Source organism: Massilia sp. 05N420, assembly GCF_056397205.1.
The window spans coordinates 83,759-104,970 of the sequence record NZ_JBFTMX010000012.1 but is presented as its reverse complement, the minus strand read 5'-3'; the positions used below and the strand labels follow the sequence as shown (position 1 = coordinate 104,970).

Here is a 21,212-nt window from a genome sequence, read left to right as displayed (position 1 = left end):
GAGAGAGGCTTGATGATTCGAGGAGCGGCCGGCGCGACGCTGGCACTGATGACGGCGCTGCTCGCGCCGATGACGCCGGCCATCGCGGAAGCCCCGGCCGGACAGGAAGCGCCGGCCGCCCTGGGCGGCGTCGCCAGCGCCACGAAATTGCAGCTGCGCTGGGAACTGCAGCGCAACCTGTTCAGCGCCGAGGCTCCGCACGGACGCTCGCAGGCGCGCCTGATTCTCACCAACCACGACGATCGCCCCTTGCCGCCGCGGGGCTGGTCGCTGTACTTCAACTGCCTGGACCGCATGATGCCCGGACCCTTGGCCGGCAATCTGGTGCTCGAGCAGGTCGCGGGCAGCCTGTTCCGTATTCTGCCGGGGCCGGGCTTTCAGGGCGTGGCCCCTGGCCAGACCCTGGACATCGTCTATACCTACCCGGGCCTGGTGATCAAGCTGGCCAAGGCGCCGACCGGTCCCTACCTGGTCTACGACGCCGCTCCCGAGCTGGGCGTGGCCATCGCCGACTACGCGCTGCTGCCGGTGACGCGGCCGGAACAGCTGGACCGCGGAACCAGCGGCGCCAAGCCGGTAGTGACGCCCGCGGATACCTATCGCCGCAACGCCCGCGCCGACCTGCTGCCGCCCGCCGAGCTGCCGCCGGTGCTGCCGACGCCCCTGCGGATGCAGGTGGGCGAGGGCAGGCTGCTGTTGAACGCGCAGCCGAAAGTGGAAGCGCCGGTCGCCTTGAAGAACGAAGCGGCGCTGGCACGCTCGCTGTTTCCGCAGACCCTGCCCGCAGGCGGTGCGAAGCTTCAGCTCGGCATCGGCAAGGTGGAGGGCCAGGATTCGCCCGAAGCCTATCGCCTGACGATCGACGCCAGGAGCGGCATCGCCATCGTCGGCAACAGCGCCGCCGGCGTCGCCTACGGCCTGCAGACCCTGCGCGACCTGCTGCCTCTGCCCGGTTCGAAAGAACCGGTGCTGAACGAAGTGAGCATCGTCGATGCCCCGCGCTTCGGCTATCGCGGCTTCCAGCTGGACGTCGCCCGCAACTTCCACGGCAAGCAGACGGTCTTCAAGTGGCTCGACCTGATGGCGCGCTACAAGCTGAACAAATTCCACTTCCATCTCACCGACGATGAAGGCTGGCGCATCGAGATCGCCGGCCTGCCGGAACTGACGGCGATCGGCGCGGTGCGCGGCCACAGTGCCAGGCCCGGCGTGCGCCTGCAGCCGGCCTATGGTTCCGGTCCCGATCCGAAGGACCCGAGCGGCAGCGGCTACTTCAGCCGCGCCGACTACATCGCGATCCTGCGCCATGCGAAGGCCCGCCACATCGAGGTGATCCCTGAAATCGAGATGCCCGGCCACGCGCGCGCCGCCGTGCAGGCGATGGCGGCGCGCTACCACCGCCTGAAGGCGGCCGGCGGCAAGGACGCCGCGAAGTACCTGCTGAACGATTTCGACGACCGCTCGAAGTACAGTTCGGCGCAGTACTTCACCGACAACGTCATCGATCCCGGCCTCGATTCGACCTTCGCCTTCATCGACCACGTGGTCGCGCAGATCGTGGCGCTGCACCGCGAGGCCGGTGTCCCGCTGCGCACCATCCACATGGGTGGCGACGAACTGGCGAACGGCGCATGGGAGCGCTCGCCCGCCAGCCTCGCGCGCATGCGCAAGGAGAAGCTGGCGTCGACGGCCGACCTGTGGGATTACTTCTACGACCGCGTCGACGGCATCATGCGCCGGCACGGCTTGAGCACGTCCGGCTGGGAAGAGCTGGCGGCGCGCCAGACGCTGCTCGCCGGCCGCAGCAAGCTGATCCCGAATCCGCGCTTCACCACGCGCGGCTTCACCGCCTGGGTATGGAACGACTCGCGCGGTGCCGAGGACTTCGCCAACCGCCTCGCCAACGGCGGCTACGACATCGTGCTGGCGCCGGTCGGCGCCATGTACCTGGACATGGCGGCCAACCCGAATCCGGAGGAGCCGGGCGTCAACTGGAACGACTACGTCGAGCTGGACACCGTCTACGACTTCGTCCCCTTCGACATGCTGAGGAATGCACCCGAGTCGGCGCGCGTCGGCAAGGACGGGCTGACCGACTACGGCAAGCGCCACGTGCGCGGACTAGAGGCGACGTTGTTCACCGAGACCGTGCGCGATGCCAGCCGCATCGACTACCTCGTCATGCCGCGCCTGCTGGCGGTGGCGGAACGGGCCTGGGCGCCCGATCCGGCCTGGGCTGGCGAGCAGGATGCGGCGAAGGCGGCCGCGCTGCATCGCCGCGCCTGGTCCGGCTTCGTGAATGCGCTGGGCCAGCGCGTGCTGCCGCGCCTCGACCTCGAACAGACCGGCGTGGCCTACCGCATCGCGCCGCCCGGCCTGATGGTGGATGGCGAGCAGGTGCTGGTGAATCATGCGCTGCCCGGGATCACGCTGCGTTATACGACTGACGGCAGCGATCCGACGTCCGCCAGCCGGCCTGTCACGGGACCGATCACGGAGCGCGGCACGATCAAGGCGGCGGCCTTCGACCGTAACGGCAGGCGAGGGCTGGTGGCGAGCGTCGAGCGCCGCTAGTGCCGGCCGCTTTCAGCGCGGCCGCATGCGCCGCTGCCCCTGGCGCCGCCGCTCGTCGCGCGGCGCCGGCTGCATCGCATAGGACGGCATGGCGCCGTTGCCGTCGATACCGAACTCGATCACGCGGCGCAGCGAGCGCAGCGTGACCGGCTTGGCCAGCACCGCGATGCGGCCCGCATGGTAGTGGGGCACATGGCTTTCGTCGTCGAGCAGCAGGACCACCGGCGCGCGCGGCGCCAGCCGGGTGATCTCGCCGATGAAGGAACGGCGGTCGTCCGCGTTGGAGGTGGTGTAGGTCAGGATCAGGTCGAAGCGCACCGTCTGGGCCGTGTTCAGGGCCGCGCGCGGACTGTCCGTGGTCGCGACGATATAGCCGAGCGATTTCAGCAGCGTGGCAATCTCGCCGCAAGCCAGCGGGTCATGTTCTACGAGCAGTGCGCATTTCATCGTCTATCCTCCTGATAGGTGGATGACGACGCCTCACGCTAGTTCAAGCGCAAAGTTGTAACAATTTTTCTCATCCATTCCTGAGAGGCGTGCCGCGGCGGCGGCGCGCCAGCCAGGCGGCCAGGCCGCCGATCGCCAGGCTGGCCAGCCCGGCCGGTTCCGGCAAGGCCTGGGTTTGCGGCTGCACGACTACCTGGGCGGCCTTGCGCAGGACGCCGCGCTCGCCCGCGCAGGAGGGATAGGCGTCGCCGCAGCCGTCCGGCTGGTCGCTGTGCGCCCACAGCATGGTGAACACGCCGTCGTCGCCCTGCATGGTGAAATCCGAGAAGCCGTCGTTGGCCATGATGCTGCCTTTCATCCGGCCGTCCGCCAGGAATTGCAGCGTCATCGACAAGCGCTGCAGGCCGGGCAGGGTTTCATCGCGATAGCGGTAGTCGATGCGGTTCCAGTGCTGCTGGCCGTCGTCGCCGGCATACCAGTAGTGCAGCGCCAGCAGGCTGTCCTGCTGTTCTTCGCAGATCTCCGCCATGCATTGGTTCTCGACGTTCAGCGAGAGTGTGCCCTGGGCGACGGCGGTGTCGGTGAATTCGAGTTCGAGATGCAGGCCGGCCGGCGTCGCATCCGTGTGTGCCACCTGCTGCCAGGTGTAGAGGACATTCGCCGAAGCGGCTTGGGTGACGAGGGCGGTGGCGGCCAGGCAGAGAATCTTGCGGAACATATGTGTCTCCAGAAATGATTCCATTTAACAAGCAAGGATTGCGCCTGCGCATCCACGTCCTTGATTTGAAAAAGAATTTAACAATGCAGGGTGCATACCCGTCACAAATATGTAAAGCGGGTCGACAGTGCGCTACCGTACATATGGCCATGCAGCATTTCGCGCCGTATTTTCGGCATTTCGTCGCATCGGCCTGTCGGCTGTACGTACTGGACGGCATGATGCGGGCTCGATCAACAGCTCATCGCTAACAACAAAAACCATGTCACGCCAGAACACCCAACACCTCGTCCGCCTGCTCCTCGCATCGCCCGCCATCTTCGGCATGTTCAGCGCCTACGCCGCCGGCCAGGCCACCACGGCCAAGCCTGCGGACAAAGCGGCCCCGGTGCAGCAGGTCGAGGTCAAGGGCCAGGCCGCCGCCTACGACGCTCGCCGCGACGATACCGCCACCAAGATCGTCGTCAACCAGGAAGAGATCCTGCGCCACGGCGACACCACCCTCGGCGAAGTGCTGAAGCGCTTGCCTGGAATTACCGTGGGCGGCGTGCAGGGCCGCGGCGGCGACGTCCGCATGCGCGGCCTGGGCAACGGCTACACGCAGATCCTGCTGAACGGCGAGCCGGCGCCGCCGGGCTTCTCGCTGGACCAGGTGTCGCCGGAGATGGTCGAGCGCATCGAGATCATGCGCGCCGCCACCGCCGAGTACAGCACCCAGGCGATCGCCGGCGGCATCAACATCGTCCTCAAGCGCCAGGTCCAGACCGCGCAGCGCGAACTCAAGACCGGCGTGCAGGCGGAGAACGGCGCCTATGGCGCGGTCTCGACCTTCCAGTTGTCGGACAAGAGCGGCAAGATGTCGTATGCGATGAGCGGCAACGTGCTGTACGGCCGCCAGGACCGTCCTTCGCACATCGTCACCGAAGGCTATGACGCCGCGGGGCGCGAAGTCCTGCACCGCGTCGCCTGGGACGGCAACCGCGGCCGCCTGCTGGCGATCGGCCTCTCGCCGCGGATCAACTGGAACCTCGGCGCCGGCGAAGTGATCACCTCGCAGAACTTCATCAACATCGCCCGTTCGCGCGGCGATGCGCCCGAGACCGTGGTGACTTCGCTGGGCGCGCCGCCGCGCTACGTGGCCACCGCCACCGATGCCGAGAACAAGATGGAAATGCTGCGCAGCGACCTGTCGTGGACCAGGCGCCTGCTTGACGGTGCCAAGATCGACGCCAAGTTCGGCGTCAACTACGCGCACCGCGACAGCGGCGTGGGACAGTTGCAGTACTACCCGAACGATGTGCTGGCGCTCGACCGCGACATCGACAGCGACTTCACCGACAAGGGCTGGAGCAGCACCGGCAAGTATTCGCGTCCGGTCGGACAGGGCCATGCGATCGCGGTCGGCTGGGACGGCGCCTACAGCCTGCGCAACGAGACCCGCCTGCAACACGAGACAACCACGGTCGGCGCGCCGATCGTCAACCGCGACGAGAGCTTCGACGCCACCGTGCGCCGCCTCGCCCTGTTCGCCCAGGACGAGTGGAGCGTGACCCAGCAATGGTCGGTGTACTTCGGCCTGCGCTGGGAAGGCATCCAGATCAAGAGCGAAGGCAACAGCTACGCCGCGATCGACAACCGTTCGAGCGTCTTCAGCCCGCTGTTCCAGACCCTGTACAAGATCCCGGGTTCGAAGAACGACCAGATCCGCGCCGGCATCACGCGCACCTACAAGGCGCCCAACGTTGCCAGCCTGGTGCCGCGCCGCGGCATCGCCTCGAACAACAGCCCGACCACGCCGGACACGATGGGCAACCCGCAGCTCAAGCCGGAACTGGCCTGGGGCCTGGACCTGGCCTACGAACACTACCTGCCGGGCGGCGGACTGCTCTCGGCCAGCACCTATGTGCGCCACATCGACGACATCACCCACTCGCGCGTGTTCTTCATCGACGGCCTGTGGGTGTCGATGCCGGTCAACGACGGCGCCGCCAACACCCGCGGCATCGAACTCGAAGCCAAGCTGCCGCTGCGCCAGATGTTCCCGGGCTGGCCGGCGCTGGACCTGCGCGCCAACGTCACGCGCAGCTGGTCCAGCCTGTCGATGGTGCCGGGTCCGAACAACCGCCTGGATCAGCAGACGCCCCTCTCCGGCACCTTCGGCTTCGACTATAAATTCGACGGCCTGCCGGCCACCTTCGGCGGCAGCCTGAGCTTCCAGAACGGCGGCCCGGTGCGCATCTCGCAGAACCAGTACGCCTATGCCGGCGTGAAGCGCTCGCTGGACCTGTACGGCGTATGGAAGTTCACGCCCAAGACCCAGGTGCGGATGTCGCTGGCGAATACCCTGCGCCAGGATAACGTCGGCGCCGCCACCTATGTGAGCGCGGACGGCAGCCGCCTGACCGATACGACGATCACGCCGACGATGCTGCAGCTGCGGGCGATGCTCGAGACGAAGTTCTGAACTGGCGGCGGTAGGCCGCCGGGGAGGTCTGCAGCGCGCTCCGGAAATGCTGGCGCAGCGAGAGGGCGGAACCGAAACCCGCGCGCTGCGCCACCAGCTCGACCGGAGCATCGCTGCCCTCCAGCAGGCTGCGCGCGTGGGCCAGGCGCTGCTCCAGCAGCCACTGCTTGAAGGACATGCCGGTGGCCTGGCGGAAGTGGCGCGTGAAGTTACGCCGGCTCATGGCGGCGCGCCCGGCCAGCGCGTCGAGGTCGTGCTGGGCGTCCAGGTGGCGGCTGACCCAGTCGAGTACCCGCGACAACCTGCCGTCGCTGGGCGACACCGGCAGCGGCCGTTCGATGAACTGGGCCTGGCCGCCCTGGCGGTGCGGCGCCACCACCAGCCGGCGCGCCACCGCATTCGCCGCCTCGGCCCCGCACAGGCGGCGCAGCAGGTGCAGGCAGCAGTCGATCCCGGCCGCCACCCCGGCCGAGCTCAGGACCTCGTCCTCATCGACGTACAGCACTTCCGGATCCACCTTCACCTTCGGATAAAGGCGCGCCAGCGCGTCCGCGGCGGCCCAGTGCGTGGCCGCGGTGCGCCCATCCAGCAGGCCCGCCTCGGCCACCGGGAAGGCGCCCAGGCAGAGCGCCACCACGCAGGCGCCGCGCGCGTGCGCCCGGCGCAGCGCGTCCAGCAAGGCCGGTGGCGCGGGCCGGCAGTCGTCGTGCCAGGCAGGCATGACGACGATGTCGGCTTCGTCCAGCCCATCGAGTCCGTGGCTGGGCCGGATGCCGAAGCCGGCGCTGGTGTCCAGGGTGTCTCCGTCCAGACCGCAGACGCGCAGCGAGAACGCCGCCTGCGCCCCCAGGCTGCTGCCGAACACCAGGCAGGGAACCGACAGGTGGAAGGGCGTCATGCCGTCGAAGGCGATGACGGCGACCTGGATGGGCTTGGATGTTGTCATGGCCCGATTCTATCGGATATCGGCTTGCGGGCCACTGTCAGGCTTGATAGCTGGCCAGCACAATGCTCCGACATTCACTTACTTCAGGAGCCGACATGCAAGTCCAACAGATCCGCAACGCCACCCTCGTCATCGACTACGCCGGCAAGCGCCTGCTGGTCGATCCCCTGCTCGCGGCACAGGGCGCCTACCCGGGTTTCGCGGGTACCGCCAATAGCCACCTCGCCAATCCCCTGGTGGGCCTGCCGGTTCCGCTAAGCGAACTGCTGGACGTCGACGCCGTCGTCGTCACCCACCTGCACGCCGACCACTGGGACGATGCGGCGCGCCGCCTGGTCCCGCGCGGCCTGCCCATCTTCGCCCAGAACCTGCATGACGCCGCGCTGCTCCGCGCCGACGGTTTCGAGGACGTGCGCGTGTTCGGAGACGGCGCCGTATTCGGCGATATCGTCCTGCACAGGACCGGCGGCCAGCACGGCAGCGACCAGGTGATGGCCGTGATCGGCGAACGCATGGGGGAGGTGAGCGGGGTGGTGTTCAGCCATCCGGATGAACCGACCCTGTACCTGGCCGGCGACACGGTCTGGAACCGCCACGTCGAGGACAGCCTGTCCGCCCACCGTCCGGACGTCGTGGTGCTGAACTGCGGCGACGCCCAGGTGCCGGGCCTCGGCGCCATCATCATGGACCAGCACGACCTGGCGAAGGTGGCGCAGGCCGCGCCGCAAGCCACCATCGTCGCCAGCCACCTGGAAGCGGTGAACCACTGCGTGCTGTCGCGCGCGGCGCTGCGCGATTTCCTCGACGCCCAGGGCCTGCGTGCGCGCGTGCTGGTGCCCGAGGACGGCGAGGTGTGCGCCTTCAGTGCGGCGGCGTGAAGTTGTACTCCCAGGCCCAGGGCATGTCGTTCTCGCCCAGCACGCGCCGCGCCAGCTCGGGGTAGATGCGCTCGGCGCGCACGTCGTTCGACAGCATCACCACGCAGCGGCGCCTGGCGTCCAGGCAGATCACCATGTTCGCGGTGATCTCGTTGTGGCCGCCCTTGAACCAGCCGGCCCCGCCGCTGCGGTCCCGGAAGCTGACCACGCCGAGGCCGGCCGCCAGCTGCTGCGGCCAGCTGGCCGTTCCTTCCTCCAGCGTCGGGAACTGGTGCCTCGACACGATAGGCAGCCAGCCCTTCACCATGGCCGCGCGCGATGCCGGGCTCAGGCCGTCGCCGCGCACGATGCCTGCCCACAGCTTCGCCTGGTCATCGATGGTGGTGTCCATCGAGCCGGCCGCGCGCACCCGGCTGCGCTCGTCGTGCGCTTCCATCTTGCCGTTCTCGTCGTAGCCGTCGGCCAGGTTGGCGGCAAAGCCGGGGCGCCACTTCATGCTGGTGTTGCGCATGCCGAAGCGGTCGAACACGCGGCGCTGCATTTCCGCGCCGGTGTCCAGCTTCAGGCCCTGTTCGACGATCAGCTGCAGGATGGTCAGGCCTTCGCCGGAATAGGCATAGCGGCTGCCCGGCTCGAAGTGGAAGCGCAGCTTCTTGTCCGGCTCCAGCCAGCGGAAGTTGGCGMAGCCGGCCGAGTGGGTCAGCAGGATGCGCGGCGTGAGCTTGCGCCAGCGCTCGTCCCGTGCGAGGTCGGCGTAGTCGTCGGGTTCCCGGTAGTCGGGCAGGGGCTTGGGCAGCAGGCGCTCGAGCGGGGCGTCGAGGTCGAGCTTTCCTTCGTCGACCAGCTGCAGCAGCATGTAGGCGAAGGCGGCCTTGGTCAGCGAGGCGCCGTACATGATGGTGTTGGTCTGCAGCGGGAGTCCCTTTTCGGCATTGCGCCAGCCCCAGCTGCGCACACTCCGTATCTGGCCATCGTCGATCACGGCCAGGGCCAGGCCCTGCAGCTTTTCGCGCTGCATCAGCTGGGTGATTTCAGGATCGGCGGGCGACTGCGCGGGCGGCGTGGCCGCGCAGGAAGATAGCAGGCATGCGAATAGCGGTATGAACCATTTCATCGGCATCTCCGGTTGGGCTCGCAGATGCAGATGATGCCACAGGCGCATGAATCCACTCCGTCATACCCGCGAAAGCGCGAATGCCGGCGCTCAGGGCTTACGCTGCACCGGCGACATCGGCGTACTACGCAAACCCTTGCATTATGTTGTGTAGTGCCCACGCCGCCGCGACACCTGCACAGGCCATTCCAAGGGCATCGGCCAAGGCATATGGACCTCGTCGCAAGCTCGCTGTCACTCTTGAATCCAAGAAAAATATTGAATTCTCTCAAATACTTTCGTTATACAATTCATCTCATATGTTGAAATCGAACTAATGATTTCCGTATGGCAATGGCTGTAAAGATGCTGCACAGCCAGATTTTGATGGACTAGAATCGCTCATCCCGACCACCGGCCTCGACCCAGCCGGTTCTTTTCTTCGCCGCGCGGCGGCAAGGACGTTTCATGCTCAGTCAACAAGAACTCGCAGAACAGGAGCGCGTCAAGGCATTGCACGCGCTGGCAGTGCTCGACACGCCGCAGGAAGACCGCTTCGACCGCTTCACCCGCATCGCCGCCGCCGCTTTCGATGTGCCGACCGCGCTGGTTTCGCTGGTCGACACCAATCGCCAATGGTTCAAGTCGCGCGTCGGTTTCGACGTACGCGAGACGCCGCGCTCGGTGGCCTTCTGCAGCCACACCATCGCCCTCGACGACCTGCTGGTAGTGCCCGACACCCGCCTCGACGAACGCTTCCGCGACCATCCGCTGGTGCTGGGTTCGCCCTTCATCCGCTTCTACGCGGGCCAGCCGGTGCACAGCGTCGACGGCCAGCCGCTCGGCACCCTGTGCCTGATCGACCAGGAGCCGCGCGAGTTCAGTGACGCCGACAAACGCATGCTGCGCGACCTGGCCCAGATGGTGCAGGATGAACTGAACCGCGGCGCGCTGGTGGCCACGCGCGACGCCGCCCAGTTGGCGTTGCGCGAGCTGAACGTGCAGCTCGAACGCCGCGTCGAAGACCGCACCCGCGAACTGCACGCCAAGAACAGGCTGCTGGAGCAGGAAGGCCGGCAGCGCATGCTGACCCAGCAGGCCCTGCTGCAGAAGCAGGTTTTGCTCGACGCCGTGCTCGAGTCGGTGGACGTCGGCGTGGTGGCCTGCGGCGCCGACGGTACGCTGACCCTGTTCAACCGCGCCGCGCGCGACCTGCACGGCATGGATGTCGCCGACGTCGTGGCGCGGGACTGGGCCCGGCACTACAACCTGTTTGCGGAAGACGGCCACACGCCGCTGGAAGAAGCGAACATCCCGCTGGCGCGCGCCCTGCGCGGCGAGAACGTCAAGGACGCACCGATGGTGATCGCGTGCGAACAGGGCGGTTTGCACCGCGTGCTGGCCAGCGGCCGCGCGCTCAAGGGCCCGAATGGCGAGGCATTGGGCGCGGTGGTCGCAATGAAGGACGTCACCGAACTGGCCGAGTCGCGCTCGCGCGTGATCGAAAGCGAAGAGCGCCTCCGCACCATCGCCGACAACGTGCCGGCCCTGATCGCCTACATCGACACCGGACTGCGCTACTGTTTCGCCAACCAGCGCTACCAGGAATGGTTCGGGGTGAAGAGCGCCGAGATGCTCGGCAGGACCGTGCTCGAGGCGATGGGCGAAACCTTTTATGCGCCGCGCCGCGCGGCCCTCGAGCGCTGCCTGCAGGGCCATGCCTCGGCCCTCGAGATCGAAGAGGAGCGCCGCGGGCGCCGCCGCGTGATCAGCTCGACCTACCTGCCGCATGTGCGTGACGGCGTGGTGCAGGGCATCTACGTGCTGTCGACCGACGCGACTTCCGCGCGCGAATACGAACGCCAGCTGCATGCGCTGGCCCACTCGGACCACCTGACCGGCCTGCCGAACCGCCGCAGCTACGAGGAGAGGCTGGCGCAGGCGATCGCGCGCTCGCGCCGCAGCGCGATGGCGATGGCCCTGGTCTACCTCGACGTCGACCACTTCAAGCAGATCAACGACAGCCTCGGCCACGCCAGCGGCGACGCCGTGCTGCGCGAGTTCGCGAAGCGCCTGTCCGCCACCGTGCGCAGCACAGACACCGTGGCGCGCCTGGCCGGCGACGAGTTCGTGATCGTGCTCGAGCAGGTCGGTTCGGCGCGCGAGTGCGCACGCATCGCCGACAAGCTGCTGGAAGCGGTGCGCGCCGACTTCCTGGTCGACGGCCAGCCGCGCCGGATCACGACCAGCATCGGCATCGCCTGGTCCGCGCATCCGGAGCAGGCCGCGCTGGCGCACGCCGCCGACGAAGCACTCTACCAGTCCAAGCGGGCAGGGCGCGATACCTCGTCGGTGCTGGTGGCCGACAGGCACTGAGCGGCCGCCCGGCCGGCCACCCGGCGCCGGCTGCGAATTCCCTCCATTCCTGAAGGCAGGACACGCCACCGGCGCAAGCGGTGGCGTGGATGTCCGCTCGGCCAAGCCGGGCTGGCGTCGGCGATCGTGTAAATGCATCGTTTATCAAGCCTGACCGTCTTTTTAGAAAATTTTTACACCTCCCTGCCTACACTTCTTTGCATCGCAACATGGCAAGGAGTGCAGTCATCATGATCGTCACCATCGCCCGCCACGCGCCGCCGCTTGCCGGCGAACTGGTGGCCGAACGCCTCGCCCTGTTGCGTGCCCGCGGCGGCCGCCGGGTCTTGCTGCTCGACGCAACTTCCACCCAGGCCAGCCGGCAGTGGGCCGAGGAGTGCGAACGCCGAAGCGTCGCCCCGATGCCGGAGCTGCGTGCCGTACGCGGCTTCGGTCTGCCCGAGGAGCTTGAGCGCCTTTATCCGCGTTTTCCGGACGTCGTCATCGATACCGACGGCGGTGACGGCCACGAATGCCTCTCCGCGCTGATCATGGCCAACGTCGCCGTGGTGCCGCTGTCGCCTCAACAGGCGAATGGCGAGCGCCACCATGCCCTGCTCGCCCGCATCGACAACGCACGCATGTTCAACCCCGGCCTGCGGGTCCTGTTCGTCGTCGCCGGCGGCGAGTGCGATCCGGCGGCGCTGTACCAGGAGGTCTACCACGCCGTTCCCGCCGCTCCGGCCTCGTCGCGGAACCCCTCGTTCGGCCTGGCCCCATGAGCCGGCCGGCTTTTTACAATAACAAGGAAACACAACAGACCATGAGCAGAACCATCCTTATGCTGGCGACGCTTGCCGCGCTGTCGGCACCGCTGCATGCCCAGGAGGCCCAGCCGGAAGATACTTTCACCTTCAACGCGGCGCTCACCTCCGACTACCGCTACCGCGGCATCTCCCAGACCCGCCTCCAGCCCGCCCTGCAGGGGGGCGCGGACTACACCCACAACCCCGACGGCCTGTACGCCGGCACCTGGCTGTCCACCATCAAGTGGGCCCGGGACGCGGGCGGCGGCGGCAACCTCGAGTGGGACCTGTACGGCGGCAAGCGCGGCCAGCTCGGCGCCGGCCTCGGCTACGACGTGGGTGTGCTGGGCTATGTCTACCCGTCGAACGGGCTGAAGCAGGTGGCGGGCTTCGCCGACGCCGACACCGCCGAGATCTACGGCCAGCTGGGCTACGGGCCGGCCTACGCCAAGTATTCGCTGGCGCTGACCAATCTGTTCGGCATCGCCGACAGCCGCCACAGCAGCTACCTGGATCTCGGCGCCAATCTCGACCTGGTCCAGGGCCTCACGCTGAACCTGCACGTCGGCCGCCAGGACGTGCGCCATCACGGTACGGCCAGCTATACCGACTACAAGCTCGGCCTGACCAAGGACTTCGGGATCGCCAGCCTGGCGCTGGCCTTCGTCGGCACCAACGCCGGCGAAGCGGCCTATGCATCCCCGGCCAACGGTAAATTCCTTGGCAAGAAGGCGCTGCTCGCCAGCGTCGGCAAGACCTTTTGATCAACCCGACATCCGAGGTATTCATGGACTTCGTCTTCATCGGTGCAATCGTCCTGCTCACTGCCCTGATCTGGGGCATGGCTAGCGCCTGCGCCCGCCTGGGAGAGCGCAAATGACGCTCTTCTATCTCATCGGTGCGCTCGCTTCGGGCGGCCTGCTGGTGTACCTGCTGTACGCCATGTTCAACGCGGAGGACCTGTAATGGACATCCGTTCGCTTGCGCTTCCCGCAGTCTTCCTGCTGGTCCTGCTGGCCATGTCCTGGCCGCTCGGGATCCTGCTGGCCCGCGTGGCCGAGGGGGGCCGCCTGCGTGGCCTCGGCTGGCTGCACCGGACCGAAACGGCGCTGTACCGGGCTGCCGGCATCGACCCGGAGCAGGGCATGGGCTGGAAGGCATATGCCATTGCCCTGCTCGTGTTCAACGCCGTCGGCACCTTCGCCGTCTATGGACTGCAGCGCGTACAGGCCTGGCTGCCGCTGAACCCGCAGGGGTTCGGCAACGTCGGCCCGGACTCGGCCTTCAATACCGCGGTCAGCTTCGTCGCCAATACCAACTGGCAGGGCTACAGCGGTGAGCAGACCATGAGCTACCTGACGCAAATGCTGGCGCTGACCTGCCAGAACTTCTTCTCGGCCGCCACCGGCATCGCCGTGGTGTTCGCCCTGATCCGCGGATTTTCCGCGAAGTCGGCCAGTTCGGTCGGCAACTTCTGGGTCGATCTCACCCGCAGCACCCTGTACGTGCTGCTGCCGCTGTCGCTGCTGTTCGCGGTCTTCCTGATGGGGCAGGGCGTGATCCAGAACTTCTCGGGCTACCTGCAGGTGCCGTTGCTCGACCCGCTGGCCCAGGGTGCCGGGGCCACGCAGACCATCGCGATGGGACCGGTGGCTTCGCAGGAAGCGATCAAGCTGCTGGGCACCAACGGCGGCGGCTTCTTCAACGCCAATTCCGCCCATCCTTACGAGAATCCGACCGCCGTGTCGAACCTGTTCCAGATGGTGGCGATCTTCCTGATCCCGGCCGGCCTGTGCTTCGCCTTCGGCCGCATGGTCGGCGACCGCCGCCAGGGCTGGGCGATCCTGGGCGCCATGACCTTCCTGTTCGTGGTGACGACGGCCGGCGTCGTACTGGCCGAGCACCAGGCGCATCCGGCCTTGCAGGCCCTGGGCATCGACCAGCAGGCGAGCATCCTGCAGTCGGGCGGCAACATGGAAGGCAAGGAAACCCGCTTCGGCATCGATGCCTCCGCCCTGTTCGCCGCCGTCACCACGGCCGCTTCCTGTGGCGCGGTGAACGCGATGCACGACTCGTTCACGCCGCTGGGCGGCGCGGTGCCGCTGCTGCTGATGCAGTTCGGCGAGGTGGTGTTCGGCGGCGTCGGCGCCGGCCTGTACGGCATGCTGGTGTTCGCGATCATGGCGGTGTTCATCGCCGGCCTGATGATCGGCCGTACGCCGGAATACCTGGGCAAGAAGATCCAGGCCTACGAGATGAAGATGACCTCGATCGCCATCCTGGTGACGCCGGTGCTGGTGCTGGCCGGCACGGCGATCGCCGTGATGACGGCCGATGGCAAGGCCGGCGTCGCCAATCCGGGCGCGCACGGCTTCTCGGAGATCCTGTACGCCTTCAGCTCGGCCGCCAACAACAACGGCAGCGCCTTCGCCGGCTTGTCCGCCAACACCCCCTTCTACAACTGGATGCTGGCGATCGCGATGTGGTTCGGCCGTTTCGGCGTGATCGTGCCGGTGCTGGCGATCGCCGGCTCGCTCGCGGCCAAGCAGCGCCTGCAGACCACCAGCGGCACCATGCCCACCCATGGCCCGATGTTCGTCGGCCTGCTGGTCGGCGTGGTGGTGCTGGTCGGCGTATTGAACTACGTGCCGGCGCTGGCCCTCGGGCCGGTGGTCGAGCACCTGCAGTTCCATGCACAATAATCAGGAGCACCTCATGACGCAACTTCCTCCGTCCGCTGCCCGGTTGCCGGCCGGCGCCGCGCCCGGCGCCAAGCGCCTGGGCATGTTCGACGCCAGCCTGGCCGGCCCCGCGCTGGTCGACGCCTTCAAGAAACTGGGCCCGCGCACCCAGCTGCGCAGCCCGGTCATGTTCGTGGTCTACGTCGGCAGTATCGTCACCACGCTGCTTTATGTGCAGGCGCTGCTTGGCGCCGGCGAGGCGCCGGCCGGATTGATCCTCGCCTGCGCCGTCTGGCTGTGGTTCACCGTGCTGTTCGCGAATTTCGCCGAAGCGCTGGCGGAAGGCCGCAGCAAGGCGCAGGCGGCCTCGCTGCGGGGCCTGAAGCAGAGCGTGATCGCCAAGAAGCTGGCCACGCCGAAGCACGGCACGAGCTGGCTGCCGTGCCCGGCCACCGATCTTCGAAAAGGCAAGTACATCCTGGTCGAAGCGGGCGACGTCGTGCCCATCGACGGCGTCGTGGTCGAAGGCGTGGCCTCGGTCGACGAGAGCGCGATCACCGGCGAGTCCGCGCCCGTGATCCGCGAATCCGGCGGCGACTTTTCGAGCGTCACCGGCGGCACCCGTGTGCTGTCGGACTGGCTGGTGGTAAAGGTGAGCGCGAATCCGGGCGAGACCTTCCTCGACCGCATGATCGCGATGGTCGAGGGCGCCAGGCGCAAGAAGACGCCCAACGAGATCGCACTCACCATCCTGCTGGTGGCGCTGACCATCGTGTTCCTGGTGGTGACGGTGACCCTGCTGCCGTTCTCGCTGTACTCGGTCGAGCTGGCGAAGGCTGCCGGCGTGCACAGCTCGCCGGTCACGATCACGGTCCTGATCGCGCTGCTGGTGTGCCTGATCCCGACCACCATCGGCGGCCTGCTGTCGGCAATCGGCGTGGCCGGCATGAGCCGCATGATGCGCGCCAATGTGATCGCCACGTCCGGCCGCGCGGTGGAGGCCGCCGGCGACGTCGACGTCCTCCTGCTCGACAAGACCGGGACCATCACGCTCGGCAACCGCCAGGCCGCCGCCTTCCTGCCGGCGCCGGGCGTCGCCGAACGCGAGCTGGCCGACGCCGCGCAACTGGCTTCGCTGGCCGACGAGACACCGGAAGGGCGCAGTATCGTGGTACTGGCCAAGCAGAAGTTCAACATCCGCGAGCGCGAACTGGAGAGCCTGCACGCGGTGTTCCTGCCATTCTCGGCGAATACCCGCATGAGCGGCGTCGATGCCGGCGCGCGCCGGATCAGGAAAGGCGCCGCCGATGCGGTACGGCGCCACGTCGAGGCGCTCGGCATGCCGTTCCCGGCGGAGGTCGTACGCATCGTCGAGGACGCCGCGCGGCGCGGCAGTACCCCGCTGGTGGTGGCGGACGGCGCCCGCATCCTCGGCGTGATCGAACTGAAGGACATCGTCAAGGGCGGCATCAGGGAACGCTTCGCCGAGCTGCGCCGCATGGGCATCAGGACCGTGATGATCACCGGCGACAACCGGCTGACCGCCGCCGCGATTGCCGCCGAAGCCGGCGTCGACGACTTCCTGGCCGAGGCTACGCCGGAGGACAAGCTCGCGCTGATCCGCAAGTACCAGGCCGAAGGCCGGCTGGTGGCGATGACTGGTGACGGCACCAACGACGCCCCGGCGCTGGCCCAGGCCGACGTCGCGGTGGCGATGAATTCCGGCACCCAGGCCGCCAAGGAAGCCGGCAACATGGTGGACCTCGATTCGAATCCGACCAAGCTGCTGGAGATCGTCGAGATCGGCAAGCAGATGCTGATGACGCGCGGTTCGCTGACCACCTTCTCGATCGCCAACGACGTCGCCAAGTATTTTGCCATCATTCCGGCGGCCTTCGTCGGCGCCTACCCGCAGCTGAAGGCGCTCGACCTCATGCACCTGGCCAGCCCGGCCTCGGCGATCATGTCGGCGCTGATCTTCAACGCGCTGATCATCGTGTTCCTGATCCCGCTGGCCCTGCGTGGCGTGCGCTACCGGGCGATCGGCGCCACCGCGCTGCTGCGCCGGAACCTGCTGGTCTACGGTATCGGCGGTATCATTCTGCCGTTCATCGGCATCAAATTGATCGACATGCTGCTGGCGTCGCTCGATCTCGTCTGAACAAGGAAATCACCATGGCATCCATCATTCGTCCCGCGCTGGTCCTGTTCGGCGCCCTGAGCATCCTGTGCGGCCTGCTGTACCCGGCGGCCGTGGCCGGCATCGGCCGCGCCGCCTTCGCCCACGAGGCGGACGGCAGCCTCCTTGCCGCGAACGGCCGCACCATCGGCTCCGCGCTGATCGGTCAGCCATTCTCGGCTCCCGGCTACTTCTGGGGCCGGCCATCGGCCACGGCGCCGGTACCGGACAATGCCGCGGGCTCGGGCGGTTCCAACCTGGGGCCGACCAATCCGGCATTGATCGATGCGGTCAAGGCCCGCGTGGCGGCCTTGCGCAAAGCCGATCCGGCCAACCGCGCACCGATTCCGGTCGACCTGGTCACCGCCTCGGCCAGCGGTCTCGATCCGGAGATCAGCATCGCGGCCGCGGCGTACCAGGCGGCGCGCGTGGCGGCGGCGCGCAGGCTGCCGGAGCCGCAGGTGCGCGCGCTGATCGCCGCCCACCGCATGCAGCCGGCCCTGGGCTTCCTCGGCGAGCCGCGCGTGAACGTTCTGGCGCTGAACCTGGCGCTGGACGGCAAGAAGGCGCATCCGCAATGAGGCGAGCCGCATGAGCTTCCCCGGCGAAGGCCCGCGGCGCGACCCGGACGCGCTGCTGGCCCAGGTGAAGGAACAGGAGCGCCGTGCCGCGCGAGGCCGGCTGCGCATTTATTTCGGGGCCTCGGCCGGCGTCGGCAAGACCTATGCGATGCTGACGGCGGCGCGCCAGCTTGCCGCCGGCCGCAAGCTGCTGGTCGGCGTCGCCGAGACCCACGGACGTGCGGAAACCGCGGCCCTGCTGGAAGGGCTGGACGTCCTGCCGCGCAAGCGCATCGGCTACCGCGGCAAGACGCTCACCGAATTCGACATCGACGCCGCCCTGGAGCGCCGGCCCGAGCTGGTCCTGGTCGACGAGCTGGCGCATTCGAATGTCGCCGGCTCGCGCCACCCGAAGCGCTGGCAGGACGTCGAGGAACTGCTCGAGGCCGGCATCGACGTTTTCACGACCGTCAACGTCCAGCATCTTGAGAGCCTGAACGAAGTGGTGGGAGGGATTACCGGGGTGCGGGTGGCGGAGACGGTGCCCGACAGCGTTTTCGACGGCGCCGACGAAGTGGTGCTGGTGGACCTGCCGGCGGACGAGCTGCTGACCCGGCTCAGGCTCGGCAAGGTTTACCAGGGAGAGCAGGCGGAGCGCGCCGGCCGGAACTTCTTCCGCAAGGGGAACCTGATCGCGCTGCGCGAGCTGGCGCTGCGCCGCACCGCCGAGCGCATCGGCGACGACGTGCGCGCCTACCGGGTCGAGAAATCGATCGATACCGTATGGCGCACCGGCAGCGCGCTGCTGGCCTGCGTGGGACCGGGGCCGGAGGCTGAAGGCGTTGTCAGGAATGCGGCGCGCCTGGCGGCCCAGCTCGGCGCGGAGTGGCATGCCGTCTACGTCGAGACGCCGGCGCTGCAGCGCCTGGATCCGGCGCGGCGCGAGCGGATCCTGGGCGCGCTCGAGCTGGCGCGTGAACTCGGTGCGGCCACCGCCGTCCTGTCGGGCGACCGCATGGAGGCGGCCGTGGTCGACTATGCGCGCAGCCACAACCTGTCGCGGATCGCGCTCGGCCGCAGCGGTGCGCGGTGGCGCTGGCAGGTGCCGGCCGGCTTGCGCATCGGACGGCTGGCGCCGGACGTCGACCTGGTCGAGGTGGCCGTGGCGCACGACCGGCCGGCCGATGGCGCGCCGCGGCCTGCCGGCGGCCCCGCAGGCCGGATGCCGCTGCGCCAGGTCCTGCCGGCGCATGGCATGGCCGTCGCCGCCAGCGTGGGCATGGCGCTGGCCGCCACCCCGGCGATTGCCTATCTCGACCTGGCCAACATCGCCATGCTGTTCCTGCTGGTCGTGCTGCTGGTGGCGGTGCGCTTCGGCCGTGGCCCGTCGGTCACCGCGACCTGCGTCAGCGTGGCCTGTTTCGACTTCTTTTTCGTGCCGCCGCGCTTCACGCTGGCGATCTCGGATTTCCAGTACCTGGTGACCTTCGGCGTGATGCTGGCGGTCGGCACCATCACCGGACACCTGACGGCGGGGCTGCGCTTCCAGGCGCGGGTCGCGGCCCGCCGCGAGAGCCGGACGCATGCCCTTTACGAATTTGCGCGCGCGCTGTCCGGGGTGCTGCAGACGGAGCAGATCCAGGAAGCCACGCGCGATGCCATTGACCGCACCTTCGGGGCCCGTACCGTGCTGCTGCTGCCGGATGCCGACGGCCGGCTGAGCCCTGCAAAAGGGGGCACGGCGGAGGACGAGGCGGCCCTTGCCGGTCTGGACCTCGGTGTGGCGCAATGGGCCTTCGATCATGGCGCCGCCGCCGGCATGGGCAGCGATACTTTGCCGGGCAGTCCGCTCTTCTACATGCCGCTGGTGGCGCCGATGCGCACTCGGGGCGTGCTGGCGATCGAGGCCTCCACGCCGCACCGGCTGCTGGCGCCCGAACAGGTGCAGCAGCTGGATACCTTCGCCGCCCTGGCCGCGATCGCGCTGGAACGGGTGCACTACATCGAGGTGGCGCAGGACGCGCTGGTCAGGATCGAGTCCGAGCGCCTGCGCAATTCGCTGCTGTCGGCGCTGTCGCACGACTTGCGCACGCCGCTCACCACGCTGATGGCGCAGGCCGAGTCGCTGGCGTGCTCGACGCCGCCGTTGGCGCCGGCGCAGCGGAGCATGGCCGAGGCGCTGCGCGAGGAAACCGTGCGCATGAGCACCCTGGTGACCAACCTGCTCGACATGGCCCGTATCGAGACCGGCGAGGTCAAGCTGCGCCTGCAGTGGCAGGCGGTCGAGGAAACCGTGGGTGGCGCGCTGCGCGCCAGCCGCGCGGCGCTGGCCGGCCGCAGGGTCGAGACCCAGGTGCCGGCCGGCCTGCCGCTGGTGCGCTACGATGCCGTACTGATCGAGCGGGTGCTGTCCAACCTGCTGGAAAATGCGGGAAAATACACGCCGGCCGGCAGCACGGTGAGCATCTCGGCCCGGCCGCACGGCATATGGCTGGAGATGACGGTTGCCGACGACGGCCCCGGCCTGCCGCCGGGCCAGGAGGAAGCGGTGTTCGAAAAATTCGTGCGTGGGGAGCGTGAGTCCGCCAAGCCCGGCGTCGGCCTCGGCCTGGCGATCTGCCGCGCCATCGTGGAAGCGCACGGCGGCACGATCCGCGCCGCCAACCGGCCGGAGGGCGGCGCCGCCTTCGTCTTCACGCTGCCGCTGGGGACACCGCCGGACATGCAGTTGCCGGATGAAGACATGGAGATCGAGGAAGAGGATGAGTGATTTCATCGGCGTGGCCCTGCTCGTGGAAGACGAGCCGCACATCCGCCGCTTCGTGCGCGGCGCGCTGGAGCAGGAAGGCTGGCAGGTGCACGAGGCGGCCACCCTGCAGCGCGGCCTGGTCGAGGCGGGCACGCGCAAGCCCGACCTCGTGATCCTCGACCTCGGCCTGCCGGACGGCGACGGCGTCGACTTCATCGGCGACCTGCGCGCCTGGTCGGCGGTGCCGGTCATCGTGCTGTCGGCACGGGTCGACGAAGAGGAGAAAATCCGCGCCCTCGACCGCGGCGCCGACGACTACCTCACCAAGCCCTTCGGCGTCGGCGAGCTGCTGGCGCGGGTGCGCGCCTCGCGGCGGCGCCAGCGCGGCCTGGCGACCGGCGGCGACGGCAAGGTGAGTTTCGGCGACGTCGAGGTGGACGTCCAGAACCGCAGCGTCACCAAGGCCGGCAAGGCGGTGCGCCTGACGCCGACCGAGCACCGGCTGCTGGCGGTGCTGGTCGCCAATCCCGGCAAGGTGATGACCACGCCGCAACTGCTGCGCGCGGTCTGGGGCCCGAACCAGGCCGACAATGCCCACTACCTGCGCATCTACATGGGCCACCTGCGCCACAAGCTGGAAGACAATCCTGCGCAGCCCCGCTTCATGGTGACGGAGACCGGTGTCGGCTACCGCTTCCAGCTTCCTTGATGTTGTTTCGGGGCAACCAAACGCCGCCAATACGGTATTTTCTGGACTAGTCG

Annotated in this window: 16 protein-coding genes; 12 read left to right on the top strand and 4 right to left on the bottom strand. The window is 68.1% G+C overall.

Annotated features, from left to right (window positions below):
* Positions 1–12 precede the first annotated feature (12 nt).
* Positions 13–2,574, top strand: coding sequence for a family 20 glycosylhydrolase (locus tag AC1DIX_RS09580; protein WP_477323887.1), 2,562 nt, complete (start codon positions 13–15; stop codon positions 2,572–2,574).
* A gap of 12 nt (positions 2,575–2,586) precedes the next feature.
* Here AC1DIX_RS09580 and AC1DIX_RS09575 read toward each other — a convergent pair whose 3' ends face one another.
* Together AC1DIX_RS09575 and AC1DIX_RS09570 are read right to left on the bottom strand one after the other, a co-directional pair.
* Positions 2,587–3,021 carry a DNA-binding transcriptional response regulator gene (locus AC1DIX_RS09575; protein WP_442122533.1) on the bottom strand — a complete coding sequence of 145 codons (435 nt, stop codon included), beginning with the start codon at positions 3,019–3,021 and terminating at the stop codon, positions 2,587–2,589.
* A 70-nt stretch (positions 3,022–3,091) separates the two neighbouring features.
* Positions 3,092–3,739, bottom strand: a complete 648-nt coding sequence (locus AC1DIX_RS09570) for a PEP-CTERM sorting domain-containing protein (RefSeq protein ID WP_477323844.1) — start codon at positions 3,737–3,739, stop codon at positions 3,092–3,094.
* Between the two features lie 262 nt (positions 3,740–4,001).
* Between AC1DIX_RS09570 and AC1DIX_RS09565 the strand changes: the two genes are divergently transcribed.
* Positions 4,002–6,203, top strand: a complete 2,202-nt coding sequence (locus AC1DIX_RS09565) for a TonB-dependent receptor plug domain-containing protein (protein WP_477323842.1) — start codon at positions 4,002–4,004, stop codon at positions 6,201–6,203.
* Here the strand turns inward: AC1DIX_RS09565 and AC1DIX_RS09560 are convergent.
* Positions 6,154–7,131 carry a GlxA family transcriptional regulator gene (locus AC1DIX_RS09560; protein WP_477323885.1) on the bottom strand — a complete coding sequence of 326 codons (978 nt, stop codon included), beginning with the start codon at positions 7,129–7,131 and terminating at the stop codon, positions 6,154–6,156. The genes AC1DIX_RS09565 and AC1DIX_RS09560 overlap by 50 nt on opposite strands.
* A gap of 113 nt (positions 7,132–7,244) precedes the next feature.
* Between AC1DIX_RS09560 and AC1DIX_RS09555 the strand changes: the two genes are divergently transcribed.
* Positions 7,245–8,027, top strand: a complete 783-nt coding sequence (locus tag AC1DIX_RS09555; RefSeq protein ID WP_477323840.1) for an MBL fold metallo-hydrolase — start codon at positions 7,245–7,247, stop codon at positions 8,025–8,027.
* On the opposite strand, the gene AC1DIX_RS09550 is transcribed toward AC1DIX_RS09555, so the two are convergent.
* Positions 8,011–9,141: a serine hydrolase domain-containing protein gene (locus AC1DIX_RS09550; protein WP_477323838.1), complete on the bottom strand. Its 1,131-nt coding sequence runs from the start codon at positions 9,139–9,141 to the stop codon at positions 8,011–8,013. The genes AC1DIX_RS09555 and AC1DIX_RS09550 overlap by 17 nt on opposite strands.
* A 447-nt stretch (positions 9,142–9,588) precedes the next feature.
* Between AC1DIX_RS09550 and AC1DIX_RS09545 the strand changes: the two genes are divergently transcribed.
* From AC1DIX_RS09545 to kdpE, 9 genes are all read left to right on the top strand, one after another.
* A complete protein-coding gene (locus tag AC1DIX_RS09545) occupies positions 9,589–11,496 on the top strand; it encodes a sensor domain-containing diguanylate cyclase (protein ID WP_477249751.1) in 1,908 nt (635 codons plus the stop codon).
* A 209-nt stretch (positions 11,497–11,705) separates the two neighbouring features.
* Entirely contained in the window at positions 11,706–12,257 is a 552-nt protein-coding gene (locus AC1DIX_RS09540; RefSeq protein ID WP_477323837.1) for a P-loop NTPase family protein, read from the top strand.
* Between the two features lie 41 nt (positions 12,258–12,298).
* Positions 12,299–13,045 (top strand): TorF family putative porin, encoded by a 747-nt coding sequence (locus AC1DIX_RS09535; protein ID WP_477323836.1) that lies wholly within the window; start codon positions 12,299–12,301, stop codon positions 13,043–13,045.
* A 112-nt stretch (positions 13,046–13,157) separates the two neighbouring features.
* Positions 13,158–13,247, top strand: a complete 90-nt coding sequence (locus tag AC1DIX_RS09530; RefSeq protein ID WP_442122541.1) for a potassium-transporting ATPase subunit F — start codon at positions 13,158–13,160, stop codon at positions 13,245–13,247.
* Positions 13,247–14,983: a potassium-transporting ATPase subunit KdpA gene (kdpA, locus tag AC1DIX_RS09525; protein WP_477323834.1), complete on the top strand. Its 1,737-nt coding sequence runs from the start codon at positions 13,247–13,249 to the stop codon at positions 14,981–14,983. Before AC1DIX_RS09530 ends, kdpA begins: the two co-directional genes overlap by 1 nt.
* Before the next feature lie 82 nt (positions 14,984–15,065).
* The gene (kdpB, locus tag AC1DIX_RS09520) at positions 15,066–17,123 is read left to right on the top strand and encodes a potassium-transporting ATPase subunit KdpB (RefSeq protein ID WP_477323883.1); all 2,058 of its coding nucleotides are present in this window, start codon (positions 15,066–15,068) and stop codon (positions 17,121–17,123) included.
* 14 nt (positions 17,124–17,137) lie between these two features.
* Complete coding sequence (kdpC, locus tag AC1DIX_RS09515; RefSeq protein WP_477323832.1) at positions 17,138–17,722, top strand: potassium-transporting ATPase subunit KdpC; 585 nt, start codon at positions 17,138–17,140, stop codon at positions 17,720–17,722.
* A gap of 10 nt (positions 17,723–17,732) precedes the next feature.
* The gene (locus AC1DIX_RS09510; RefSeq protein WP_477323830.1) at positions 17,733–20,471 is read left to right on the top strand and encodes a DUF4118 domain-containing protein; all 2,739 of its coding nucleotides are present in this window, start codon (positions 17,733–17,735) and stop codon (positions 20,469–20,471) included.
* Complete coding sequence (gene kdpE, locus AC1DIX_RS09505; RefSeq protein WP_477249739.1) at positions 20,464–21,159, top strand: two-component system response regulator KdpE; 696 nt, start codon at positions 20,464–20,466, stop codon at positions 21,157–21,159. Before AC1DIX_RS09510 ends, kdpE begins: the two co-directional genes overlap by 8 nt.
* The last annotated feature ends 53 nt before the right edge of the window (positions 21,160–21,212 follow it).

Excerpts from the sequence above, each read along its gene's own strand:
- AC1DIX_RS09580 (WP_477323887.1), top strand. The coding sequence starts at position 13 with ATGATTCGAGGAGCGGCCGGCGCGACGCTGGCACTGATGACGGCGCTG.
- AC1DIX_RS09575 (WP_442122533.1), bottom strand. The coding sequence starts at position 3,021 with ATGAAATGCGCACTGCTCGTAGAACATGACCCGCTGGCTTGCGGCGAG.
- AC1DIX_RS09570 (WP_477323844.1), bottom strand. The coding sequence starts at position 3,739 with ATGTTCCGCAAGATTCTCTGCCTGGCCGCCACCGCCCTCGTCACCCAA.
- AC1DIX_RS09565 (WP_477323842.1), top strand. The coding sequence starts at position 4,002 with ATGTCACGCCAGAACACCCAACACCTCGTCCGCCTGCTCCTCGCATCG.
- AC1DIX_RS09555 (WP_477323840.1), top strand. The coding sequence starts at position 7,245 with ATGCAAGTCCAACAGATCCGCAACGCCACCCTCGTCATCGACTACGCC.
- AC1DIX_RS09545 (WP_477249751.1), top strand. The coding sequence starts at position 9,589 with ATGCTCAGTCAACAAGAACTCGCAGAACAGGAGCGCGTCAAGGCATTG.
- AC1DIX_RS09540 (WP_477323837.1), top strand. The coding sequence starts at position 11,706 with ATGGCAAGGAGTGCAGTCATCATGATCGTCACCATCGCCCGCCACGCG.
- AC1DIX_RS09535 (WP_477323836.1), top strand. The coding sequence starts at position 12,299 with ATGAGCAGAACCATCCTTATGCTGGCGACGCTTGCCGCGCTGTCGGCA.
- AC1DIX_RS09530 (WP_442122541.1), top strand. The coding sequence starts at position 13,158 with ATGACGCTCTTCTATCTCATCGGTGCGCTCGCTTCGGGCGGCCTGCTG.
- kdpA (WP_477323834.1), top strand. The coding sequence starts at position 13,247 with ATGGACATCCGTTCGCTTGCGCTTCCCGCAGTCTTCCTGCTGGTCCTG.
- kdpB (WP_477323883.1), top strand. The coding sequence starts at position 15,066 with ATGTTCGACGCCAGCCTGGCCGGCCCCGCGCTGGTCGACGCCTTCAAG.
- kdpC (WP_477323832.1), top strand. The coding sequence starts at position 17,138 with ATGGCATCCATCATTCGTCCCGCGCTGGTCCTGTTCGGCGCCCTGAGC.
- AC1DIX_RS09510 (WP_477323830.1), top strand. The coding sequence starts at position 17,733 with ATGAGCTTCCCCGGCGAAGGCCCGCGGCGCGACCCGGACGCGCTGCTG.
- kdpE (WP_477249739.1), top strand. The coding sequence starts at position 20,464 with ATGAGTGATTTCATCGGCGTGGCCCTGCTCGTGGAAGACGAGCCGCAC.